The sequence below is a fragment of the Alphaproteobacteria bacterium genome (genome assembly GCA_024244705.1).
GTDB lineage: Bacteria > Pseudomonadota > Alphaproteobacteria > JAAEOK01 > JAAEOK01 > JAAEOK01.
Window position 1 is genome coordinate 1 of the sequence record JAAEOK010000005.1, and the last position, 19,707, is coordinate 19,707.

Genomic DNA, 19,707 nt, shown 5'->3' on the forward strand with positions numbered 1-19,707 from the left:
GCAAGTGCGGCGCGATGCCGAAGCATCGGGCAAGCTTGCTGACGCCGTGGCCGGCCGCCGGATGGAAACCCTACGGGACGGTCGGTTTTGGTCGCCGGGGGCGTCGCTCGTCGCTCGATATGCTTCAGCATGTCGTCGCTCCTCGCTCCTGCCCAGCGGCCAAAACCGCTCCGTCAGAATGGCTCCGAGTTCTTCGAAACTGCTCTAGCACACCGCCGGCAGCGCCGTCAGAACGGCCGCACGATCACCATGATGACGATGACCACCATCAACACCGTCGGCACCTCGTTCCACAGGCGGTAGAAGCGCGCTGGACGCGTGTTGCCGTCCGCGGCGAAGTCTTTGCGCCAGCGCGCGTAGAGCCCGTGCACCGCGCTGAGCGCGACCACCGCCACCAGCTTGACGTAGATCCAACCGGCCTGCCAATCGACGATCCCCGGCGTCAGCAGCAGCCAGATACCGAAGGCGAAGGTGGCGATCATCGCCGGGTTGATGATCGCCCGCAGCAACCGGCGCTCCATGACCTTGAGGGTTTCGGAAAGCTCCGAGCCCGGTGCGGCGTCGCAGTGATAGACGAAAAGCCGCGGCAGATAGAGCATTCCGGCCATCCACGCGATCATCGAAATGATGTGCAGCGCCTTCAGCCACAAATACCCGTCCATCTAGGCCACCCCTCCCTGGGCGCAACAGCTGCGGTCGGCGGGACAGAGCCGGCCGCCGCGTTCCGAAGTCACCTCACGGTCGGCGTCCAGCGCGCGGCGGACGAGGCTCGCCAGTCCGCCGACGAACGCGGGATGGGTCGATACCGTCGGGACGCGGACATAGGCGGGTATGGCGTTGTCGGCGGCCAGTTTCGCATATTCGATATCGAGTTCGACCAGCGTCTCCGAATGCTCGGAGACGAAGGCGAGCGGGACGACAATTGCGGCCGCGCCGTCCGCTGCCGCGCGGACGATTTCGGCGTCGGTATAGGGCTCGATCCATTTCAGCGGCCCGACGCGGCTCTGGTAACAGACCGTCCACGACAGTCCGGGCGCCGCCTGCGCCGGATCGTCGAGCGCCAACCGGTCCGCCACCGCCGCCGCCGTCCGCTCGACATGATCGGCGTAGGGGTCGCCCTTGCGGATCACTTTCTCGGGCAGCCCGTGGGCCGAGAACAGGACCCGCAGCGGCCGATCCGGCGCTTGTTCCCGTGCCGCATCGATGCCCCGTTGGGTGAGTTCGGCCAGCGCCGCGATGAAACCGGGCTCGGTCGGGTAGCAGCACACCACCCGCGATTCGACATCGAGTCCCGTTCCAGCCGCGGCGCGGCGCCAAGCGGCCAGCGACGATCCGCCCGTGGTCGTCGAATAGTGCGGATAGAGCGGCAGCAAGACGATACGGTCCGGCCCGTAGGCAAGAACGTCGGCGGCGACCTCGTCGCTCATCGGATGCCAATACCGCATGGCGACGAAGACCCGACATTCGGTCTCCGCGCCCAGCTTATCCTCGAGGGCTCGGGCCTGGGCGCGGCTGTTGGGCAGCAGCGGCGAACCGCCGCCGAGCTCGGCATAGATATCCCGCGCCAGCGGCGCCCGTTTCCGCGATATACGCCGGGCCAGCCAGCGCCGGATCGGCTTCGGCGCGCCGATGATCGCGGGGTCGTTGAACAGGTTGAACAAGAACGGTTCGACGGCATCGGGACCGTCCGGTCCGCCAAGGTTGAACAGGACGACGGCGGTCCGGCTCACGGTTCGGCTCCCAGCCCGCGCAGGTAATCCGAAAGCGCGGCGACATGCTCCGGCGGGGTCGCCGGCACGAAGCCGTGGCCGAGATTGAAGATGTGGGCGCCGCCGGAAAACCCGTCGACGATGCGCGCCGTCGTCTCGATCATCGCCGGCCCGCCGGTCACCACTTGTATCGGGTCCAGGTTACCTTGCACCGGCACCAGCGGCTGCAGCACATCCGCCGCCCACGAAACCGGCACGGCGGTATCGAGGCCGACCGCGTCGACCCCGGTTCCGCGCACATAGGCCTCGTACATCATCCCGGCGCCGCGTGGGAACCCGATGACCGGAACCGTCGGCGCAGTGCCCTTGACCGCCTCGACGATCGCCGCCGTCGGCGCGATCACCCACCGCCGGAACCCGTCCTCGGGCAGCACGCCGGCCCAGGAATCGAAGATCTGAACCGCCTCGGCCCCAGCCTTGATCTGCGCGACCAGATAGGCGGCAGTGGTGCGAACCAGCACATCGATCAAGGCCTGAAAGCCGTCGCCATCGCGATAGGTCCATTCGCGGACGCGGGCGAAGTCCTTGGACGCGCCGCCCTCGACCATGTAGGTCGCTACCGTCCAGGGAGCTCCGGCGAAGCCGATCAAGGCGACATCGTCGGCAAGCTCGGGCCCCAGCCGGGATACGGTCTCGAGGACCGGAGCGAGCCTTTCGACGGCACCGTCTTCCTTCAATCGCGCGGTCGCGGCAACGGAATCGAAGCCATCGAGCACCGGACCGACACCATCCTTGAAAGCCACCGCCTGGCCCAGCGCCCACGGAATAACCAATATGTCGGAAAACAATATCGCCGCATCGGTATGAAAGCGCCGCACCGGCTGCAGCGTCGCCTCGACGGCGAGACCGGGCGAAAAGCAAAAATCGAGAAACCCGCCGGCACCGGCGCGCAGTTCACGGTATTCCGGCAAATAGCGTCCAGCTTGGCGCATGTACCAGAACGGCGGCCGTTCGGTTTTCACGCCGCGAAGGGCTTGCAATATGAGCTTGTCGGATTCGGTCATGGAAGAATGATGGGAGTTATACCGTCGGTCCTATTTTCTTTCTAACTTATAGAAGAAGGCTGTTGTTGTTGTTTATGCCTGTTGAAAACGGGGTTTAACGTAATTGTCGATTCGGTCCCCACATCGTGGAACGGGGACTGAATTCGGGGACAGCCGGTGTATGAAGATGTGAAATCCCATCGCTCGGGCGCGCTTCACGATCTGTGGAGAGACGGGATAAGTCGATCGGCCAAGGCGTTTTCCCGATCGCCGCGCCATGGGGATGACATCGTCCCCAGTGGGTGATAAGGGGAAGCGTTTTGGGCGCTGCGAGGATAGAATCCGGGCCGGCGCCGATAAGAGCACCTTGTCCCCGATACTCGCAGGCTTTCAACATGTCGCCGGAACGCAACCACTTCCATCTCCACCTGATCTCGGATGCCACCGGCGAGACGGTTCAGAGTCTTGCCCGGGCCTCATTGGCGCAGTTCGAGGGGGTCGAATGCGAAGAGCATTTCTGGCCGCTGATCCGTTCCAGGGCAACACTGGATAAAGCGATAAAAAGCGTCGCCGCCAACCCCGGCTTCGTTCTCTATACGCTGGTCGATGAGGCGCTGCGCGAAGAGCTGGAAACCGCCTGCCGCGATTTGAAGGTGCCGACGGTCTCCGTGCTCGACCCGGTGGTAATGAAAATGGCCGCCTATCTGGGTGTCCGCAGCAGCGGCCGCCCGGGCGGGCAGCATGCTCTCGACGCCGGCTATTTCGGCCGTATCGACGCGATGAATTTCGTCCTCACCCATGACGATGGGCAGGCCGCGGAAACCCTGAATCAGGCCGATATCGTCCTGGTCGGTGTTTCGCGGACATCGAAGACGCCGACCTGCATCTACCTCGCCAATCGCGGCATCAAAGCCGCCAACGTGCCGATGGTCCCCAATTGCCCGCTGCCGCCAGAACTCCTCCAGGCCGATGGCCCGCTGATCGTCGGGCTGACCGAGGATCCGGCGCGGCTGGTGCATGTCCGCCGCAACCGCATGCGGCTTCTCGCACAGGACCAGGACACCGACTATACCGATCTCGAATCCGTCCGCGCCGAGGTCGTTGCCGCGCGCCGCCTGTTCACCGATCGGGGCTGGCCGGTGATCGACGTGACCCGTCGCTCGATCGAGGAAACCGCGACCGCGGTGCTGCAGCTCTATGCCGAGGGTGGGCACAAGCTTCCGTGATCGACGCGGCGCCCCCTGTCATCCTCGGCTCCAGCAGCCCGACCCGCGCGGCGATGCTCGAACGCGCGGGGCTGGCCTTTACAGCCGAGGCGCCGCACATCGACGAGGATGAGATCAAGCATTCGCTGAACGCCGAGCAGGCGTCCGCGGTAGCGGTCGCCGACACGCTCGCCGAATTGAAGGCGCGGCATGTCTCGCGGGCCAACCCCGACGCGCTGGTCATCGGCGCCGACCAGGTTCTCGATTGCAACGGCACGCTGTTCGACAAACCGCCGGATATGGCGCACGCGCGGGCCCAACTGGCGGCGCTGCGCGGCCACGCCCATGTCCTCGCCACCTGCGTCTGCGTGGTGCGCGGCGGCACCCGGCTGTGGCATCATGTCGAGGAGCCCCGTCTGACGATGCGGGCCTTCAGCGACGAGTTCCTCGATAGCTATCTCGACGACATCGGCGCCGCGGCGCTGCGATCGGTCGGCGCCTATCAGGTGGAGGGCCTCGGCGCGCAACTCTTCTCCAATATCGACGGCGACTATTTCACCATCCTCGGGCTGCCGCTGCTGCCGTTGCTCGATTTCCTCCGCGGCCACGGCGCGGTCGCGCGATGATTATCTCCGGCGAGGCGAAATTGGCGGGGGTTATCGGATGGCCGGTTTCGCATTCCCGGTCGCCGCGCCTCCACGGCTATTGGCTCGAGCATTACGGCATCGACGGTGCTTACATTCCCTTGGCCGTCGACCCCGATGACCTGTCATCGGTCCTGCGCCTGCTGCCGGCGATGGGCTTTGCCGGCGTCAACATCACGATCCCGCACAAGGAGGCGGCGCTCGGCGCGGTCGACGAGGTCGATGCGGCGTCCGCGCGGATCGGCGCCGTGAACACCGTGACAATCGGTCGCGACGGCCGCCTGTTCGGCAGCAACACCGATGGCTTCGGCTTTCTCGAAAACCTGCGCGCCGCGGTTCCCGGCTGGTCCGCCGACCGCGGGCCGGCGGTCGTTCTCGGTGCCGGCGGCGCGGCGCGGAGCATCGTCGTCGCGTTGCTCGATGCCGACGTGCGCGAACTACGCCTGCTCAATCGCACCCGCGCCCGGGCCGATAAACTGGCCACGCTCGGGCGCTCGCGTATCCACGTCTATGATTGGGACGACCAACAGCAGGCGCTCGACCGGGCGGCGCTGCTGATCAATAGCACCAGCCTCGGCATGTCGGGTCAACCGACGCTCGACCTGCCGCTCGATCGCCTGGCCCCGGGCGCGGTGGTCAACGACATCGTCTATGTCCCGCTCAAGACCGACCTGCTGGCGCAGGCGACGGCGGCGGGCTACACCGCCGTCGACGGTCTCGGCATGCTGCTGCATCAGGCGCGCCCCGGATTCGAGGCCTGGTTCGGCCGCCGTCCAGCCGTGACCGATACGCTGCGCGCCTTTGTGCTGAGCGATTTGGCGGAATGACGCATCATGATGATTGTCGGGCTCACCGGATCGATCGGCATGGGCAAGACCATGGCGGCGGTCCAATTGCGGCGGCTCGGCATCCGCGTTTATGACGCCGACGCCGGCGTTCACGCGCTGATGTCGGACGGTGGCGGCGCGATGGCGGCGATCGCCGATGCGTTTCCCGACGCGGTCAGCGGCGGCGCCGTCGACCGGACCGCGTTGGGCGAGATCGTTTATGCCGATGCGGCGGCATTGCGGCGTTTGGAATCCATCGTCCACCCGCTGGTCCGCCAGGGCGAGGCCGCCTTCCTGCGCCGCGCCGCGATCGACCGGGTGGCGATGGTCGTGCTCGACATCCCGTTGCTGTTCGAAACCGGCGGCGACCGCCGGGTCGATGCGACCATGGTCGTCAGCGCGCCCGCCTTCCTGCAGGCCCAGCGGGTCTTGCGCCGGCCCGGCATGACCCATGAGCGGCTGGAACGCATCCGCCGCCAGCAGATGCCCGACGCCGAAAAGCGGCGGCGCGCCGATTTCGTCATTCATACCGGCCTCGGCAAGGACCAAAGCTTGCGCGAATTGAAGGCAGCGGTCAGTGTACTGGCTCGGCGAAAGGGACGGCATTGGCCGCCCGGCCATTGAACGATCCGTAGGAGGAATATGCGGGAAATCGCCATCGATACCGAGACCACCGGCCTCGATCCGAAAGCGGGCCACCGCATCGTCGAGATCGCCTGTGTCGAATTGGTCAATCACGTCCCCACAGGCGAGGAATTTCACAGCTACATCAACCCGGAACGGGATATGCCGATCGAGGCCTATGAGATCCACGGGCTCGACGAGGCATTCCTGGCCAAACATCCGACATTCGATAAAGTGGCGGACCCGTTCCTCGAATTCATCGCCGATGTGCCGCTGGTCATCCACAACGCGGAATTCGACCTGCGTTTCATCAACGCGGAGCTTCTGCGGCTCGACCGGATAATCGTCGACCGCGCCCGGGCGATCGACACCTTGGCCATCGCGCGGCGCAAGTATCCCGGCGCCCAGGCCAGCCTCGACGCGCTCTGCAGGCGCTTCGAAATCGATCTATCGGATCGCGAAAAGCACGGCGCCCTGATCGACACCCGCCTGCTCGCGGCGGTCTATCTGGAGTTGATCGGCGGACGCCAACCGGGGTTCGCATTGACCGCCGACGGCGACCGCGGCGCGACGGCGATAGCGGCCGAGCGGCCGCGTCGCGAACCCCGACCCCATGCGCCGAGCGAGGCCGAGGTGGCGGCCCACGAGGCCTTTCTCGAAAAAATCAATAAACCGCTGTGGCGGGCCTGACCCCGGTTTGACGAAACCCGTGCGTGTCGGGACGCGGTCTTGCCGGACCGCGCCGGTTCACGCGTTGCCGACCGTCGGCGGCCCCGCGTCGGCGTATTTCTGCCGGTAGAGCTGGACGAAATCCATCGGCTGCAACAGCAACGGCGGCAGGCCGCCGTCGCGTGTCGCGCTCGACAGGATGTCGCGGGCGAACGGGAACAGGAGCCGCGGGCACTCGATCAGCAAGAGCGCGCGCTTGGCCTCTTCCGGCATCTCGCCGCGGACCTCGAACACACCGCCATAGATCAATTCGACGATGAACACGGTCTCTTCGTCCGACTTTGCGTCGGCTTTGATCTCGAGCGTGACTTCCCAATCGCCGTCGCCGAGTTCGCGGGTTTCGACGCCGACATTGACGTTGACCTGGGGAACCGTCTTCAGCCGCGCCAGGCTTTCCGGCGCGCTCGGATTTTCGAACGACAGGTCTTTGGTGTACTGCGCCTTGACGAGCAGCGGCGTCTGGGGCAGGCCGGTGGCGGCCGCGCCGTCTGTGATATCGGACATGAACGAGGCTCCCTGAGAGAATCGCGCGTGCCCTACCACGGATCACGGGGCGGGGCAACACGACCGAATTTTTCACCCACCCGTGCGGACGATTTGCGGCGCTTCGTCGGGCAAGCGGTAGGTCACCAGCTCGCCGTTGCCGAGCTGCAGGCCGGTGAGCCCGCGGATGAATCCCCAGTGGGCGACAACGGCGAGATTGGGCCACGCGGGATGGTCGACCACCCGTTCGCGAAACCGGTCGCAGCGCGCGACCAGGGCGTCGTCGGATTCGTCCTCGATCCACCAGACCTCGTCGAGATGGCCAAACTCGTGCTGCGGCCACGCCGCGGCCAAATCGCCGGCCGGGGTGCCGATGTCGCAGACGAAGAACCCGCGCTCGCGGACCAGCGGCTCGATTTCGAGCGCGACGCCGAGCGCCTCGGCGATAATGACGGCGGTCTGCAGGGTGCGCGTATAGGGGCTCGAGATCACCCGGGTGATGCCGTAGCCGGCGAGGGCGGCGGCGGCGTTGCGGGCCTGGCGGTGGCCGGTCGGGGTCAGCTTGGGATCGGGAATCCCGGGATCGATCCGGGTCTGGGAAAACACGACATTGAACTCGGATTCGCCATGGCGGACCAGAATCACCGGCGGCCCCATTTCGACGATTTCGGCGGCGGGGGCGGCGGCAGCTCGATGGCGTCGTCCTGCACTTCCTCGAACTCGCCGTCGATGACCCCGTCGCGGGCCTCGAACCCCCGTCCGTAACGGGAACGGACCTTGACCCCGGGCCGCGACTTGAACCAGCCCCACAACCACAGGCCGAACTGGCGGCGCAACGGCGGAATGAACAGCAGCAGGCCGATGACGTCGGTGGCGAAGCCGGGAATCAAGAGCATCAGCCCGGCCAGCAGCAAACACATGCCGTCGATCAACTCGCGCACCGGCGGCTCGTCGCGGGCCAGCGATTGCTCGGCCCGGCGCAGCGTCGACAGCCCCTGCACCCGCAACATGATGGTTCCGGCGATGGCGGTGGTGAAGGTCAGCAGGATCGTCGGCCAGACGCCGATGAGGCCGCCGACCTCGACGAATAGGGCGATCTCGATCGCCGGTACCGCGACCAGTATGAGGAAAACAACCAGGAGCATGCTTGCTCTTCCGACCCGAACCTTCTATCTACTTGACGGAGACGAACCGTAACCCTGGCTATATAAGGACTCGAAATCGGTTCTCAAAGCACCCATCTTTAGACCAAGCGGCGGGCCCGGTCCACGGCCGAACCTCGCTCGCCGTAATCCTTGATTTGGGCCCGGTTACGCGGAAGAGCGCATGGACGGCGGATTTCCCATTGATCTGATTTTCTTCGCGATGATCGCGGTTTTTCTGATTCTGCGATTGCGAAGCGTACTCGGCCGCCGCACCGGCCACGAGCGGCCGCCGGATCATGTCGCCTACGAACGGACCAACGACAAAGCCAACGACGACAATGTGGTCGCCTTGCCCGACCGCGGCGACGGCGATGCGATGGAGAGCACGCCGCTGGAGGCCGGACTGGCCCAGATCCGCGTCACCGACCGGGCGTTCGATCCCGAGGAGTTCGTCGTCGGTGCCCGCGTCGCCTTCGAAATGGTCGTCGCCGCCTTCGCCAAGGGCGAGAAGGAAGCCTTGCGGCCGCTGCTCAGCGACGAGGTCTATGACAATTTCACCAATGCCATCGACGCCCGGGAGAATCGCGGCGAGAGCCTGGAAACGACGCTGGTCGGTATCAAGGAATCCAACATTATCGAGGCCCGTCTCGATTCCCGCGTTGCCTTCGTGACCGTCCGCTTCGTCACCGAACAGATCAACGTCACCCGCGACATCGGCAACAAGGTCGTCGACGGCGATCCCGATCACGTCACCAAGATCACCGATATCTGGACCTTCGCGCGCAATACCCGGTCGCGGGACCCGAACTGGACTCTCGTTGAGACGGGTAGCGAGAACTAGACTTTCATCAATCTGGATCGCGGCGGCCGCCCTGCTTGCCCTCGGCGCCTGTGACGGTGCCGAAGTCGCGACCCCGGAACACCCCGCTGACACCGCATTCAGCGGCGCCATATTCACCGCGGTCGATTTCGACGACCTGCCCGGCTGGCGCGACGACGCCCTTGGCGAGGCGGTGGGCGCCTTCGTGGTCTCCTGCGCCAAATTCGACACCCTGCCGGCCGACCGCGCATTGGGCCCCGATCCACGCAGCGGCCGGGTGGGCGATTGGCAATTGGTGTGTGACCGGGCGCAAGACCTGTCCGTGTCGGCACCGGCGGTCGACGACGGCGCCGCCCGGGCCCTGTTCGAAAACCAATTCCGGCCCTATCGCGTGGCATCGCCGCACGGCGGCAGCGGCAAGTTCACCGGCTATTACGAAGCCGAGCTGAGGGGCGCGCGGGCCCGCTCCGGCCGCTACCGGGTTCCGATCTATGGGCCGCCCGACGATCTCGTCGCGGCATCCGGGGGTGCCGCCGCCGCCGTACCCTACGCCGACCGCAATGCGATCGAGGCCGGCTACCTCGACGGGCGGGACCTCGAATTGCTGTGGGTCGACGATCCCGTCGACGCCTTTGTCCTGCACATCCAGGGCTCGGGACGGGTGATCCTCGACGACGGCACGGTGGTGCGCGTCGGCTATGCGGGCAACAACGGTCATGGCTTCGTCGCCATCGGCCGCTTGATGCTCGACCGTGGCTTGATCGGCCCGGAGGATGCCAACATGCCGGCGATCCGCGCATGGCTGCGGGCGAACCCGGTCGAGGCGCGGCTGCTGATGGCCGAGAATCCGCGCTATATCTTTTTTCGCGAGATCGTCGGGGCGGGGCCGATCGGCGCCCAGGGCGTGGCCCTCACGCCGGCCCGCAGCCTCGCCGTCGACCGGGCGTTCCTGCCCCTCGGCGCGCCGCTCTGGCTCGACACCACATGGCCCGGCGAAGACGGCAAACCACTGCGCCGGCTGATGGTCGCCCAGGACACCGGATCGGCGATCACCGGCGCGGTGCGCGGCGATTTCTACTGGGGCTCGGGCGCCGAAGCGTTCGAATTGGCCGGCCGGATGAACCAGCCGGGTGCCTATTACATCCTGCTTCCGATCGCCGTCGCCGAACGGCTCGAGCCGACGAGCTAGCTCGCCGACGCGCTCGCTCTCGCCATCCGCGTCTTGCCAAAGGCGGGGCCAGGCTGCATGTTCGGCGGAAGCTGAATTTTGCCGGATCGCCCGATAAATGAACGACGCCCAGCCCCACGTCGGACTCTTCGTGACCTGTCTCGTCGACCTGTTTCGGCCGTCGGTCGGTTTCGCCGCGGTCAAGCTGCTCGAACAGGCCGGTTGCCGCGTCAGCGTGCCGCAGGCCCAGACCTGTTGCGCGCAGCCGGCCTACAACAATGGCGACCGCGCCGATAGCGCGGCGATTGCGAAGGGCGTCATCGCCGCCTTCGCCGACTTCGACTATGTCGTGGTGCCGAGCGGGTCCTGCGGCGGCATGATCAAGCTTCACTACCCCGAAATGTTCGCCGGCGACGCGGAATGGGCACCGCGCGCCGAAGAGCTCGCCGGCCGGACCTGGGAGCTGACGCAGTTCCTGGTCGATGTCCGCGGTTGGGATGGGGTGGCCGCGCGGCTCGCCGGTACCGCGACCTACCACGACAGTTGCGCCAGCCTGCGCGAGCATGGGGTCAAGGATCAGCCGCGGGCGCTGCTCGCCAAGGTCGACGGGCTGACCGTGACGGAAATGGCGGCGACCGAGGTTTGCTGCGGCTTCGGCGGCACGTTCTGTATCAAGTATCCGGAGATTTCCAACCACATGGTGGCGGAGAAAGTCGCCAACATCCGCGCCACCGGCGCCGATCTCGTCCTCGCCGGCGATCTCGGCTGTCTGCTCAACATCGCCGGCAAGCTCAAACGCGAAGGAGACAACGTCGAGGTACGCCACGTCGCCGAAATCCTGGCCGGGATGACCGACACGCCGGCGATCGGCGAGGCCGAGGGCTAGATATTGCAACCGACGAGCAACAATTTCCGCGCCAATTCACGGGTCGCGCTCGCCGATCGGTCGCTGCAGCGCGCGCTCGGCAACATGAAGGTCGGGTTCATCGAGCGCCGCCGCGCCGCCGCCGCGCGGCTGCCCGAGTTCGAGACGCTGCGCGACCAGGCGCGCGACATCAAGAACCATACCCTGGCCAACCTCGATTTCTATCTCGAACGATTCGAGGACAAGGTGATCGCCAGCGGCGGCGAGGTCCATTGGTGCGCCGACGCCGGCGACGCGCGCACCGTCATCCTCGATATCTGCCGCCGCGCCGGCGCCCGCACGGTGACCAAGGGCAAGTCGATGATCGGCGAGGAGATCGGCATCAACGACTATCTGGCGGAGAACGGCATCGAGCCGGTCGAAACCGATCTCGGCGAATATATCATCCAGCTTCGCCACGAAACCCCGAGCCACATCATCGCGCCGGCGATTCACGTCAACAAGGAACAGGTCGCCGACGCCTTCCGCGCCGCCCACACCGAATTACCCGCCGACCGCTCCCTCGACGATCCGCCCGAGCTATTGGCCGAGGCGCGCCACGAACTGCGGCAAAAATTCATCGACGCCGACGTCGGCATCACCGGGGCCAATTTCTGCATCGCCGAGACCGGCTCGACGGTGATCGTCACCAACGAGGGTAACGGCGACCTGACTCAGATCCTGCCCCGGGTCCATATCGTCATCGCCAGCCTGGAGAAGGTCGTCCCCACCCTGGAGGACGCGACCACGCTGCTGCGGGTCCTCGCGCGGTCGGCGACCGGACAGGAAATGTCGGTCTACACCACGTTCTCGACCGGGCCCAAGCGCTCCGAGGACATCGACGGTCCCGACCAATTCCATGTCGTGTTCCTCGACAACGGCCGCAGCCGCTTGCTCGGCACCGAGTTCCAGGAAATCCTGCGCTGCATCCGCTGCGGCGCCTGCATGAACCATTGTCCGGTCTACGGCGCGGTCGGCGGCCACGCCTATGGCTGGGTTTATCCGGGGCCGGTCGGCAAGGTGCTCGATCCGGGCCTGATCGGGCTCGAGGAGGCCAAGGCGCTGCCCAATGCGTCGAGCTTTTGTGGCCGCTGCGAGGAAGTGTGCCCGGTGCGTATCCCCCTGCCCAAGCTGATGCGCCACTGGCGCGAGGAGGAATTCGAACGCCGGCTGTCCCCGGCCGCCGCGCGCTCCGGGCTCCGGCTGTGGGCGGGGTTCGCCCGCCGGCCCGCGCTCTATCACCTGGCGATGCGGTTCGGCATCACCCTGCTCAAGGTCCTGGCGCGTGGCCGCGGCCGTTTCAAGGCACTCCCGCTGGCCGCCGGGTGGACCGATTTCCGCGATCTGCCGGCGCCCCAGGGCGGCACCTTCCAGGCCCAGTGGCGGACGGCGCAACGAGCGGAGCGCCGGCCATGAGCGCGCGCGAGCAGATCCTCGGCCGGGTCCGCGCCGCCGTCGGCGCCGGCCGCAGCGCCGCCGAAACCGATCGGCTCGCCGCCCGTCTCGACGAGCATCCCCGCCATCTCGTGCCCGAGCGCGGCCAACTCGACCCGTCGGCGCGGCGCGCGTTGTTCGTCGACATGGCGGTCGAGGCGGCGGCCACGGTCGCCCGGGTGGCGGATGGGGCGGAGGTGCCGGACGCGCTCACCACCTACCTCAGCGAGCAGAACCTGCCGGCGCGGGTGGTGATGGCGCCCGATCCGAAGCTCGACGCCATCCCCTGGGACCAGGCGCCGCTGTTGGAGATCCGCCGCGACAAGGCGGAAGGCGACGACGCGGTCGGCGTCGCCGCCGCGTTCACCGCTATCGCCGAAACCGGCACGCTGCTGCTCGTCTCCGGTGCGGCGTCGCCGACGACGATCAACTTCCTGCCCGAGACCCATGTCGTCATCCTCGACGCCGACGAAATTGTCGGCCCCTACGAAGATGCCTGGGATCGGGTGCGCGCGGCGTTCGGCGACGCGCCGCCGCGAACCCTCAACCTCATCACCGGCCCGTCGCGCAGCGCCGATATCGAGCAGACCCTGCAGATGGGCGCCCACGGCCCGCGGCGGCTGCACATCATCCTGATCGATGGCGCCGCGGAAGACTAAGCCGTCCGCGGTCGACGGCGACGCGCTGTGGGCCCATGTCGTGCGCGACACCACGCCCTTGAAGCGCAAGCAGGCGGCGCCCATCGCCACGGCGCCGGTGGCCCCGGGCACGGCCAAACCCGAGGCCGGGAAAGGCCGAGCCTCGGCGCGCCCGACGGAACCGCGTCCGGCGCCGGCGCTGCCGCCGTTGAGCGCCGCCACGGCCCCCGGCGTCGACAAACGGACCGCCGAGCGCCTCAAGAAAGGCCAGCTCGAGGTCGAGGCCCGGCTCGACCTCCATCGCCACACCCAGGCCGAGGCCCACCGCGCGCTGATCGACTTCATCACCGCCTCGGCCCAGGCGGGGCGCCGCTGCGTGCTGGTCATCACCGGCAAGGGCGCGCGCACCGGCGGCGTTTTGCGCGCCGCCGTGCCGGCCTGGCTCAACGGCGCCGAACTGCGGCCGTTGCTGCTCGCCTTCCGCCCGGCGCGGCCGCGCGACGGCGGCGACGGCGCGCTCTATGTCCTGCTCAAGCGGTCGCGGTGAGGGTGGGCGCCGTGTCCGCTCCGCGCGGACGTCATATCGGATGACCGCATCCCCCGCCGCGCCCGTTATCGGCCATCGCACCGGCCTCATCCTGGTCCTGATGGCCGGCCTCTGCTGGTCGATCCTCGGTCTGTTCGTCCGCCTGATGGAGAACCCGGAGGCGTGGGCGATCCTGTTCTATCGCTCGCTGGCGTTGTCAATCTTCCTGTTCCTGGTCATCGCGGCGAGGAGCGGGGGCCGTCCGCTCGCCGTCTATCGCCGCGCCGGCCGCGCCGGGGTGCTCGGCGGGCTGGCCCTGGTCCTCGCCTTTTCCGGCAGCATCGTATCGGTGGTCAACACCACCGTCGCCAACGCCATGTTCCTGTTCGCCACCGCGCCCTTCATCGCCGCCCTCCTGGGCCGCGTGCTGATCGGCGAGAGGGTGCGGCGGGCGACCTGGATCGCCATGGCCGTGGGGCTCGTCGGCGTCGCCATCATGGTCGCCGAGGGCATCGCCGTCGGCCATCTGTTCGGCAACGCGGCGGCGCTGGTCTCGGCGCTCGGTTTCGCCCTGTTCACCATCGCTCTGCGCTCGGGGCGCAACGACGACATGCTGCCCGCGGTCTCCCTCGGCGGGCTGTTCATGACCGCGGTCGCGCTGGCGATATGTCTCGGCGGCGGCGTTTCGCTGGCGCTGTCGACCAACGACACCCTGCTCGCCCTGGGTCTCGGCGTGTGCCAGCTCGGCTTCGGGCTCAGCCTCTACACCATCGGCTCGAAGGCGCTGCCGGCGGCGGAACTGACCCTGCTGGCCATGACCGAGGTGGTGTTCGGCCCGCTCTGGGTGTGGATCTTCCTCGGCGAGACGGCGAGCCCGTGGACCTGGGTCGGCGGTGCCATCCTGATCGCCGCCATCACCGGCAATGCGCTCGGCCGCCTGCGCCACCGACCGCCGCCGCTGGCGCCCTAGAACCGCGACCGCCGCCGCCGGCGCCCCGTGTGTCGGAATGTGACGGATTTGCGTCGAAAGGGGAGACAACACGGAATCAATCGGTTAAACTGCTTTTCAGTTAAGCATTCGAGACGATTTTCGAGACTTCGATGCCACGCTTGGAAGGATCCTGTGAATGCAAGGCCGTGACGTTCGCGGTCGATTCGCATACCCGCTATCCCTTCATGCGCTGTTACTGCTCGATCTGCCGCAAGAGTGCCGGTGCCGGCGGCTACGCTATCAACCTGATGGGCGACGCCGCCACGCTGACCGTCGAGGGCACGGAGAACATCACCGTCTGGCAGGCCACGATCGCGACCGAAAGCGGCACCGAGAAAAGCCCGGCGCGGCGCAATTTCTGCGCCAAGTGCGGCAGCGCGTTGTGGGTCGAGGACCCGCGCTGGCCGGCCTGGGTCTATCCGATCGCCGGCGCGATCGACAGCGAACTGCCGGTGCCGCCGCAAACGGTCCACATGATGGTGGCGTCGAAGGCGAGCTGGGTCGAGGTCGCGGCCGGCCCGTCGGATAGTCAGTACGACGGCTACCCGGAGGAATCGGTCGTCGACTGGCATCGCACGCGGGGTCTTTACGAGGATTAGGCGCATGTCCCAGCAAACGGCGACGCTGCACCATATTTGGGGAAACAGGATGACACCTTTCGGAGAGCGAATCCGCGAGCTCCGGACGGAGCGCGGGATCACGTTGAAGGACATGGCCGAGGCGCTGCAGGTTTCGGCGGCCTATCTGTCGGCGCTCGAACACGGTCGCCGCGGTCGCCCCAGTCCCGGCCTGGTGATGCAGATCTGCGGCTATTTCGACCTCATCTGGGACCAGGCGGAAGAGCTCAAGCGGCTGGCCCGCCTGTCGCACCCGCGGGTGGTCGTCGACACCGCCGGCATGCGGCCCCAGGCGACCGAACTCGCCAACGTGCTCGCCGAGCAGATCGGCGATCTCGAAGACGAGGAAATCGAGGCCCTGCTCTCCGATTTGAGCACCGCCCGCAAACGGTAGCAATCCGGTCCGCCCGCGGCCGGTTCGGCCCGGGACACAGCGCAACATCGCCGGCATTAGGTGTCGGGCGATGGATAACGCGGCGCGCCGATTCTCGTGAACCCGGTTTGATTGGACCGCCGCTCGGCCTGCTCCCATAATCCCGCCGCTTGATCGATATGGCCGGAGGAAGATTCGATGAAAGTGATACGCGCCGCCGCCTTGGGCGCGGCGGCCCTCGTGTTTTGTGCCACCGGCGCGGCGCGGGGGGCGACGCCTGAGCGGGTTACCGTAACCGGGGAGATCATCGATACCTGGTGCTATGTCACCGAGATCATGTACGCCGAAGGCACCGCCCACCACCAATGCGCGGTGTGGTGCGCGGTCGGCGGCATCCCGGTCAGCGTGCTCGGCGAGGACGGCAACGTCTATGTCGTGCTGCGCGTCGAGGGCGACGCGACCAGCGTCAACAATCCGAAGCTGCTGACCATCCAGAGCCACAGCGTCACCGTCGACGGCGACCTCTATCAGCGCGACGGCGTCAACTACCTGATCGTCAGCCAAGTCGCCGACGACAATGGCGTCGTCAACCTGACCCACGAGGATTACGGCATCCAGCCGTTCGGGAACTGATCATGAAGATTTGGATCATCGCGGCTACGGCCGCCGCTCTGTTCGCCGGCCCGGCGCTGGCCGCCGACGAATGGGGCATCGAGTACGAGGAAAAGGCCCGCTTCGACGCCACGGTCGTCGACATATTGTGCGAGCTCAGCGGCGACTGTCCGGAAAATTGCGGTGGCGGCAAGCGCCAGCTCGGCCTGCTCAAGGACGACGGCACCCTCATCCTGCCGGCCAAGAACCAGGATATCTTCGCCGGCGCCGCCAACGACCTGTTGCCCTTCTGCGGCCGGAAGATCACCGCCGACGGGCTCCTCATCAAGGATCCCAAGGCGACGCTTTTCGTCCTCCAGTTCAAGCGCCTGGCACCCGACGGCGAGTGGAGCCGGGCGACCTGGTTCGTGCGCGACTGGGCGGAACAACGCGGACTCGACCGCAAGAGCCAGGAGGCCAAGAACTGGTTCCGCGGCGACGAGCAGGTCAAGGCACTGATCGAGGCCGATGGCGTCTACGGCATTCCGGGCCTGAAGCCGGAGGAATGAGCACCCGGCTGATCGCCGTGCTGCTCGCCGCCACTCTGGTCGTCCCGGCGGGAGCGGGGGCCGCGCAAGACACGACCGCGCCGCCGCTGGAGGCGCTGTTCGGCGGCCCGTTCACGTTGGTCGACCATCGCGGCGAAAGCCGCACCGACGCCGATTTCCGCGGCCGCCATATGCTGATCTATTTCGGCTATACCTATTGCCCGGACATCTGCCCGACCGGGCTCCAGGAAATGGCGGCGGCGCTCGACCTCCTCGGCGACACGGCGGGGCGGGTGCAGCCGTTGTTCGTCTCGATCGATCCGGCACGCGACACGCCGGCGGTGCTGGGCGACTATGTCGGCCTGTTCCATCCCGACCTCACCGGGCTTACCGGCAGCGAGGCCCAAGTCGCGGCGGCCGCCAAGGCGTACCGCATCCATCGCGTCAAGGTGCCGGGTGTCGATGGGGACGCCGTCGACTACCTCGTCAACCATTCCTCGATCACCTACCTGATGGGCCCCGACGGCCGGTTCCTGACCCTGTTCCCGCACGGCACCAAGGCCGACGTCATGGCGGCGGCGCTGGCGAACTATCTCGATTAGCGAGGAGCCCCGATCCGGACTGACCATGGACCCGCTGGACTTTGGTATCGCCCAGTGGGTGTCCGCCACAGGCTGGCGCGCGCGCCGGCGTGCCCGAGTGATTGCCCCGAACCGGGCCGCCGGCGGTCCGGTCCTCGCCTGTCGACGCGGCGCCCGAATTATGTTCATCTCCCCGAAACGGTGCCGGTATTTCGGAGGGGATGTCCATGTACGAGCGTGTCTTGGTGGCAATCGACGGTTCGGAGAACGGGTGGGCGGCGCTCGATTTCGCCTGCCGCCTGTGCGCCGGCTCCGACGCCAAATTGATCGTCGTCCATGCCATCGTCCGCGGCGACATTCCGGCCGAGCTGCAGCGCTTCGGCCGCCAGGAGCATCTGCCCGAGCCCTACGACTATCTCTACTACGATTCGGTCGTCGAGGGATTGGCCGAGGCGGCGCGGGAGCGCGCCCGCGGCCACGGCATCGAGGACATCACCTGGGTCGCCGAATTCGGCGATCCGACCGAGGTCGTGCTGTCGGTCGCCGATGCCCAGAAGGCCGATTTCATCGTCATGGGCCGCCGCGGCCTGGGCCCGACCAGGCGGCTCTTGATGGGCAGCGTGTCGAACAAGGTCTCACAACTGGCGCCCTGCAACTGCGCCACGGTGGTGGCTTAGATTTGGTGGGCGCGGAAGGGCGGATTTCGCCACCGCGTGGTGGCGGACAAGCAGCCCCTACAGAATGAACCTGCTGAGGTCGGCGTCCTTGGCCAGCTCGCCGACCCGTTCCTGGACATAGGCGGCGTCGATGGTGATTTCGTCGCCGGGGCGATCGGTGGCGGTGAAGCTGATCTCGTCGAGCAGCTTTTCCATCACCGTATGGAGGCGGCGGGCGCCGATGTTCTCGACCGCGCTGTTGATGTCGGCCGACAGGTCGGCGAGGGCGTCGATCGCGTCCTCGGTAAAGTCGAGGGCCACGTCCTCGGTGCCCATCAGCGCCTTGTACTGGATGATCAGGCTGTTCTCGGGCTCGCGCAATATGCGCGCGAAATCGTCGCGGGTCAGCGCCTTGAGCTCGACCCGGATCGGCAGCCGGCCCTGCAGTTCGGGCAGCAGGTCCGACGGCTTGGCGAGGTGGAACGCGCCCGAGGCGATGAACAGGATGTGGTCGGTCTTGACCGTGCCGTGCTTGGTCGCCACCTGGGTGCCCTCGATCAGCGGCAGCAAGTCGCGCTGCACGCCTTCGCGGCTGACGTCGGCGCCGACCCGTTCCGAGCGCGCGGTGATCTTGTCGATCTCGTCGAGGAAGACGATGCCGTTCTGCTCGACCAGCGTAATCGCGCCGCCGACGACCCGGTCCTCGTCGAGCAGCTTGTCGCTTTCCTCCGCCAACAGCACGTCATAGCTTTCGTCGACCGTCAACCGCTTGGACTTGGTGCGGCCGCCGAACGCCTTGCCGAATATGTCGTTGAGGTTGACCATGCCGACGCTGGCCCCGGGCATGCCCGGCAGATCGAAGGTCGGCAGGTTGCCGGCGCCGGATTCCATCACCTCGATCTCGATCTCCTTGTCGTTGATCTGGCCGTCGCGCAGCATGCGGCGGAACTTCTCGCGGGTGTCGCGGCCGGCTTTTTCGCCGACCAGCGCGTTGAGCACCCGTTCCTCGGCGTTGAGCTCGGCCTTGGCGGTGACCTCCTTACGCAACTGTTCGCGGGTCATGCTGATGGCGATCTCGACCAGGTCGCGGACGATCTGCTCGACGTCGCGGCCGACATAGCCGACCTCGGTGAATTTGGTCGCCTCGACCTTGAGGAACGGCGCCTGGGCGAGCTTGGCGAGCCGGCGCGCGATCTCGGTCTTGCCGACGCCGGTCGGGCCGATCATCAGGATGTTCTTCGGCAGCACCTCTTCGCGAAGCTCGTCGGACAGTTGCTGGCGCCGCCAGCGGTTGCGCAGCGCGACGGCGACGGCGCGCTTGGCGTCGTTCTGGCCGACGATGAAGCGGTCCAGCTCGGAGACGATCTCGCGCGGACTGAAGGCGGAGGCGGTATAGTCGGTCATAGGGTCTCGATGGTCAGGTTGGTGTTCGTATAGACGCAGATGTCGGC

Annotated in this window: 25 protein-coding genes; 18 read left to right on the forward strand and 7 right to left on the reverse strand. The window is 66.9% G+C overall.

The window, feature by feature from the left end:
* Positions 1-227: 227 nt before the first annotated feature.
* Genes hemJ through GY791_01025 form a run of 3 tightly spaced genes read right to left on the reverse strand, consistent with a single transcriptional unit; the run spans position 228 to position 2,773 of the window.
* On the reverse strand, positions 228-662 hold the full coding sequence (hemJ, locus tag GY791_01015; protein ID MCP4327004.1) for a protoporphyrinogen oxidase HemJ: 435 nt from the start codon (positions 660-662) through the stop codon (positions 228-230).
* Positions 663-1,730 (reverse strand): ferrochelatase, encoded by a 1,068-nt coding sequence (hemH, locus tag GY791_01020; GenBank protein MCP4327005.1) that lies wholly within the window; start codon positions 1,728-1,730, stop codon positions 663-665.
* Entirely contained in the window at positions 1,727-2,773 is a 1,047-nt protein-coding gene (locus GY791_01025; GenBank protein ID MCP4327006.1) for a uroporphyrinogen decarboxylase, read from the reverse strand. The genes hemH and GY791_01025 overlap by 4 nt, the downstream gene beginning before the upstream one ends.
* A 374-nt stretch (positions 2,774-3,147) precedes the next feature.
* Between GY791_01025 and GY791_01030 the strand changes: the two genes are divergently transcribed.
* Genes GY791_01030 through dnaQ form a run of 5 tightly spaced genes read left to right on the forward strand, consistent with a single transcriptional unit; the run spans position 3,148 to position 6,742 of the window.
* Entirely contained in the window at positions 3,148-3,978 is an 831-nt protein-coding gene (locus GY791_01030; GenBank protein ID MCP4327007.1) for a kinase/pyrophosphorylase, read from the forward strand.
* 20 nt (positions 3,979-3,998) lie between these two features.
* Positions 3,999-4,583 (forward strand): Maf-like protein, encoded by a 585-nt coding sequence (locus GY791_01035; GenBank protein MCP4327008.1) that lies wholly within the window; start codon positions 3,999-4,001, stop codon positions 4,581-4,583.
* Complete coding sequence (locus GY791_01040) at positions 4,583-5,428, forward strand: shikimate dehydrogenase (GenBank protein MCP4327009.1); 846 nt, start codon at positions 4,583-4,585, stop codon at positions 5,426-5,428. Before GY791_01035 ends, GY791_01040 begins: the two co-directional genes overlap by 1 nt.
* A 6-nt stretch (positions 5,429-5,434) precedes the next feature.
* A complete protein-coding gene (locus GY791_01045) occupies positions 5,435-6,052 on the forward strand; it encodes a dephospho-CoA kinase (GenBank protein ID MCP4327010.1) in 618 nt (205 codons plus the stop codon).
* A gap of 18 nt (positions 6,053-6,070) precedes the next feature.
* Complete coding sequence (gene dnaQ, locus GY791_01050; protein MCP4327011.1) at positions 6,071-6,742, forward strand: DNA polymerase III subunit epsilon; 672 nt, start codon at positions 6,071-6,073, stop codon at positions 6,740-6,742.
* A gap of 57 nt (positions 6,743-6,799) precedes the next feature.
* On the opposite strand, the gene secB is transcribed toward dnaQ, so the two are convergent.
* The 3 genes from secB to GY791_01065 form a co-directional block, all read right to left on the reverse strand.
* Positions 6,800-7,285 (reverse strand): protein-export chaperone SecB, encoded by a 486-nt coding sequence (gene secB, locus GY791_01055; GenBank protein ID MCP4327012.1) that lies wholly within the window; start codon positions 7,283-7,285, stop codon positions 6,800-6,802.
* A gap of 72 nt (positions 7,286-7,357) precedes the next feature.
* Positions 7,358-7,909 (reverse strand): histidine phosphatase family protein, encoded by a 552-nt coding sequence (locus tag GY791_01060; GenBank protein MCP4327013.1) that lies wholly within the window; start codon positions 7,907-7,909, stop codon positions 7,358-7,360.
* Positions 7,906-8,409 carry an FxsA family protein gene (locus GY791_01065; protein ID MCP4327014.1) on the reverse strand — a complete coding sequence of 168 codons (504 nt, stop codon included), beginning with the start codon at positions 8,407-8,409 and terminating at the stop codon, positions 7,906-7,908. The genes GY791_01060 and GY791_01065 overlap by 4 nt, the downstream gene beginning before the upstream one ends.
* A gap of 181 nt (positions 8,410-8,590) precedes the next feature.
* Here GY791_01065 and GY791_01070 point away from each other — a divergent pair, with 181 nt between their 5' ends.
* The 13 genes from GY791_01070 to GY791_01130 all read left to right on the forward strand — a co-directional run bounded on the left by GY791_01070 (position 8,591) and on the right by GY791_01130 (position 18,277).
* Entirely contained in the window at positions 8,591-9,250 is a 660-nt protein-coding gene (locus GY791_01070) for a Tim44 domain-containing protein (protein MCP4327015.1), read from the forward strand.
* Entirely contained in the window at positions 9,195-10,418 is a 1,224-nt protein-coding gene (locus tag GY791_01075) for a murein transglycosylase (GenBank protein MCP4327016.1), read from the forward strand. Before GY791_01070 ends, GY791_01075 begins: the two co-directional genes overlap by 56 nt.
* 97 nt (positions 10,419-10,515) lie before the next feature.
* On the forward strand, positions 10,516-11,283 hold the full coding sequence (locus GY791_01080) for a (Fe-S)-binding protein (protein MCP4327017.1): 768 nt from the start codon (positions 10,516-10,518) through the stop codon (positions 11,281-11,283).
* A 3-nt stretch (positions 11,284-11,286) separates the two neighbouring features.
* Complete coding sequence (locus tag GY791_01085; protein ID MCP4327018.1) at positions 11,287-12,717, forward strand: iron-sulfur cluster-binding protein; 1,431 nt, start codon at positions 11,287-11,289, stop codon at positions 12,715-12,717.
* Positions 12,714-13,394: a lactate utilization protein C gene (locus GY791_01090; GenBank protein MCP4327019.1), complete on the forward strand. Its 681-nt coding sequence runs from the start codon at positions 12,714-12,716 to the stop codon at positions 13,392-13,394. Before GY791_01085 ends, GY791_01090 begins: the two co-directional genes overlap by 4 nt.
* Positions 13,375-13,920, forward strand: a complete 546-nt coding sequence (locus tag GY791_01095) for a hypothetical protein (GenBank protein ID MCP4327020.1) — start codon at positions 13,375-13,377, stop codon at positions 13,918-13,920. The genes GY791_01090 and GY791_01095 overlap by 20 nt, the downstream gene beginning before the upstream one ends.
* Before the next feature lie 40 nt (positions 13,921-13,960).
* A complete protein-coding gene (locus GY791_01100) occupies positions 13,961-14,869 on the forward strand; it encodes a DMT family transporter (protein ID MCP4327021.1) in 909 nt (302 codons plus the stop codon).
* Between the two features lie 131 nt (positions 14,870-15,000).
* Complete coding sequence (locus GY791_01105) at positions 15,001-15,489, forward strand: GFA family protein (GenBank protein MCP4327022.1); 489 nt, start codon at positions 15,001-15,003, stop codon at positions 15,487-15,489.
* A gap of 49 nt (positions 15,490-15,538) precedes the next feature.
* Positions 15,539-15,901, forward strand: coding sequence for a helix-turn-helix transcriptional regulator (locus GY791_01110; GenBank protein MCP4327023.1), 363 nt, complete (start codon positions 15,539-15,541; stop codon positions 15,899-15,901).
* Between the two features lie 177 nt (positions 15,902-16,078).
* Complete coding sequence (locus tag GY791_01115; protein MCP4327024.1) at positions 16,079-16,513, forward strand: hypothetical protein; 435 nt, start codon at positions 16,079-16,081, stop codon at positions 16,511-16,513.
* 2 nt (positions 16,514-16,515) lie between these two features.
* A complete protein-coding gene (locus GY791_01120) occupies positions 16,516-17,040 on the forward strand; it encodes a hypothetical protein (protein ID MCP4327025.1) in 525 nt (174 codons plus the stop codon).
* Positions 17,037-17,621: an SCO family protein gene (locus GY791_01125; protein ID MCP4327026.1), complete on the forward strand. Its 585-nt coding sequence runs from the start codon at positions 17,037-17,039 to the stop codon at positions 17,619-17,621. The genes GY791_01120 and GY791_01125 overlap by 4 nt, the downstream gene beginning before the upstream one ends.
* 206 nt (positions 17,622-17,827) lie before the next feature.
* On the forward strand, positions 17,828-18,277 hold the full coding sequence (locus GY791_01130; GenBank protein ID MCP4327027.1) for a universal stress protein: 450 nt from the start codon (positions 17,828-17,830) through the stop codon (positions 18,275-18,277).
* Between the two features lie 57 nt (positions 18,278-18,334).
* On the opposite strand, the gene hslU is transcribed toward GY791_01130, so the two are convergent.
* Positions 18,335-19,660, reverse strand: coding sequence for an ATP-dependent protease ATPase subunit HslU (gene hslU, locus GY791_01135; GenBank protein MCP4327028.1), 1,326 nt, complete (start codon positions 19,658-19,660; stop codon positions 18,335-18,337).
* Between the last annotated feature and the right edge of the window lie 47 nt (positions 19,661-19,707).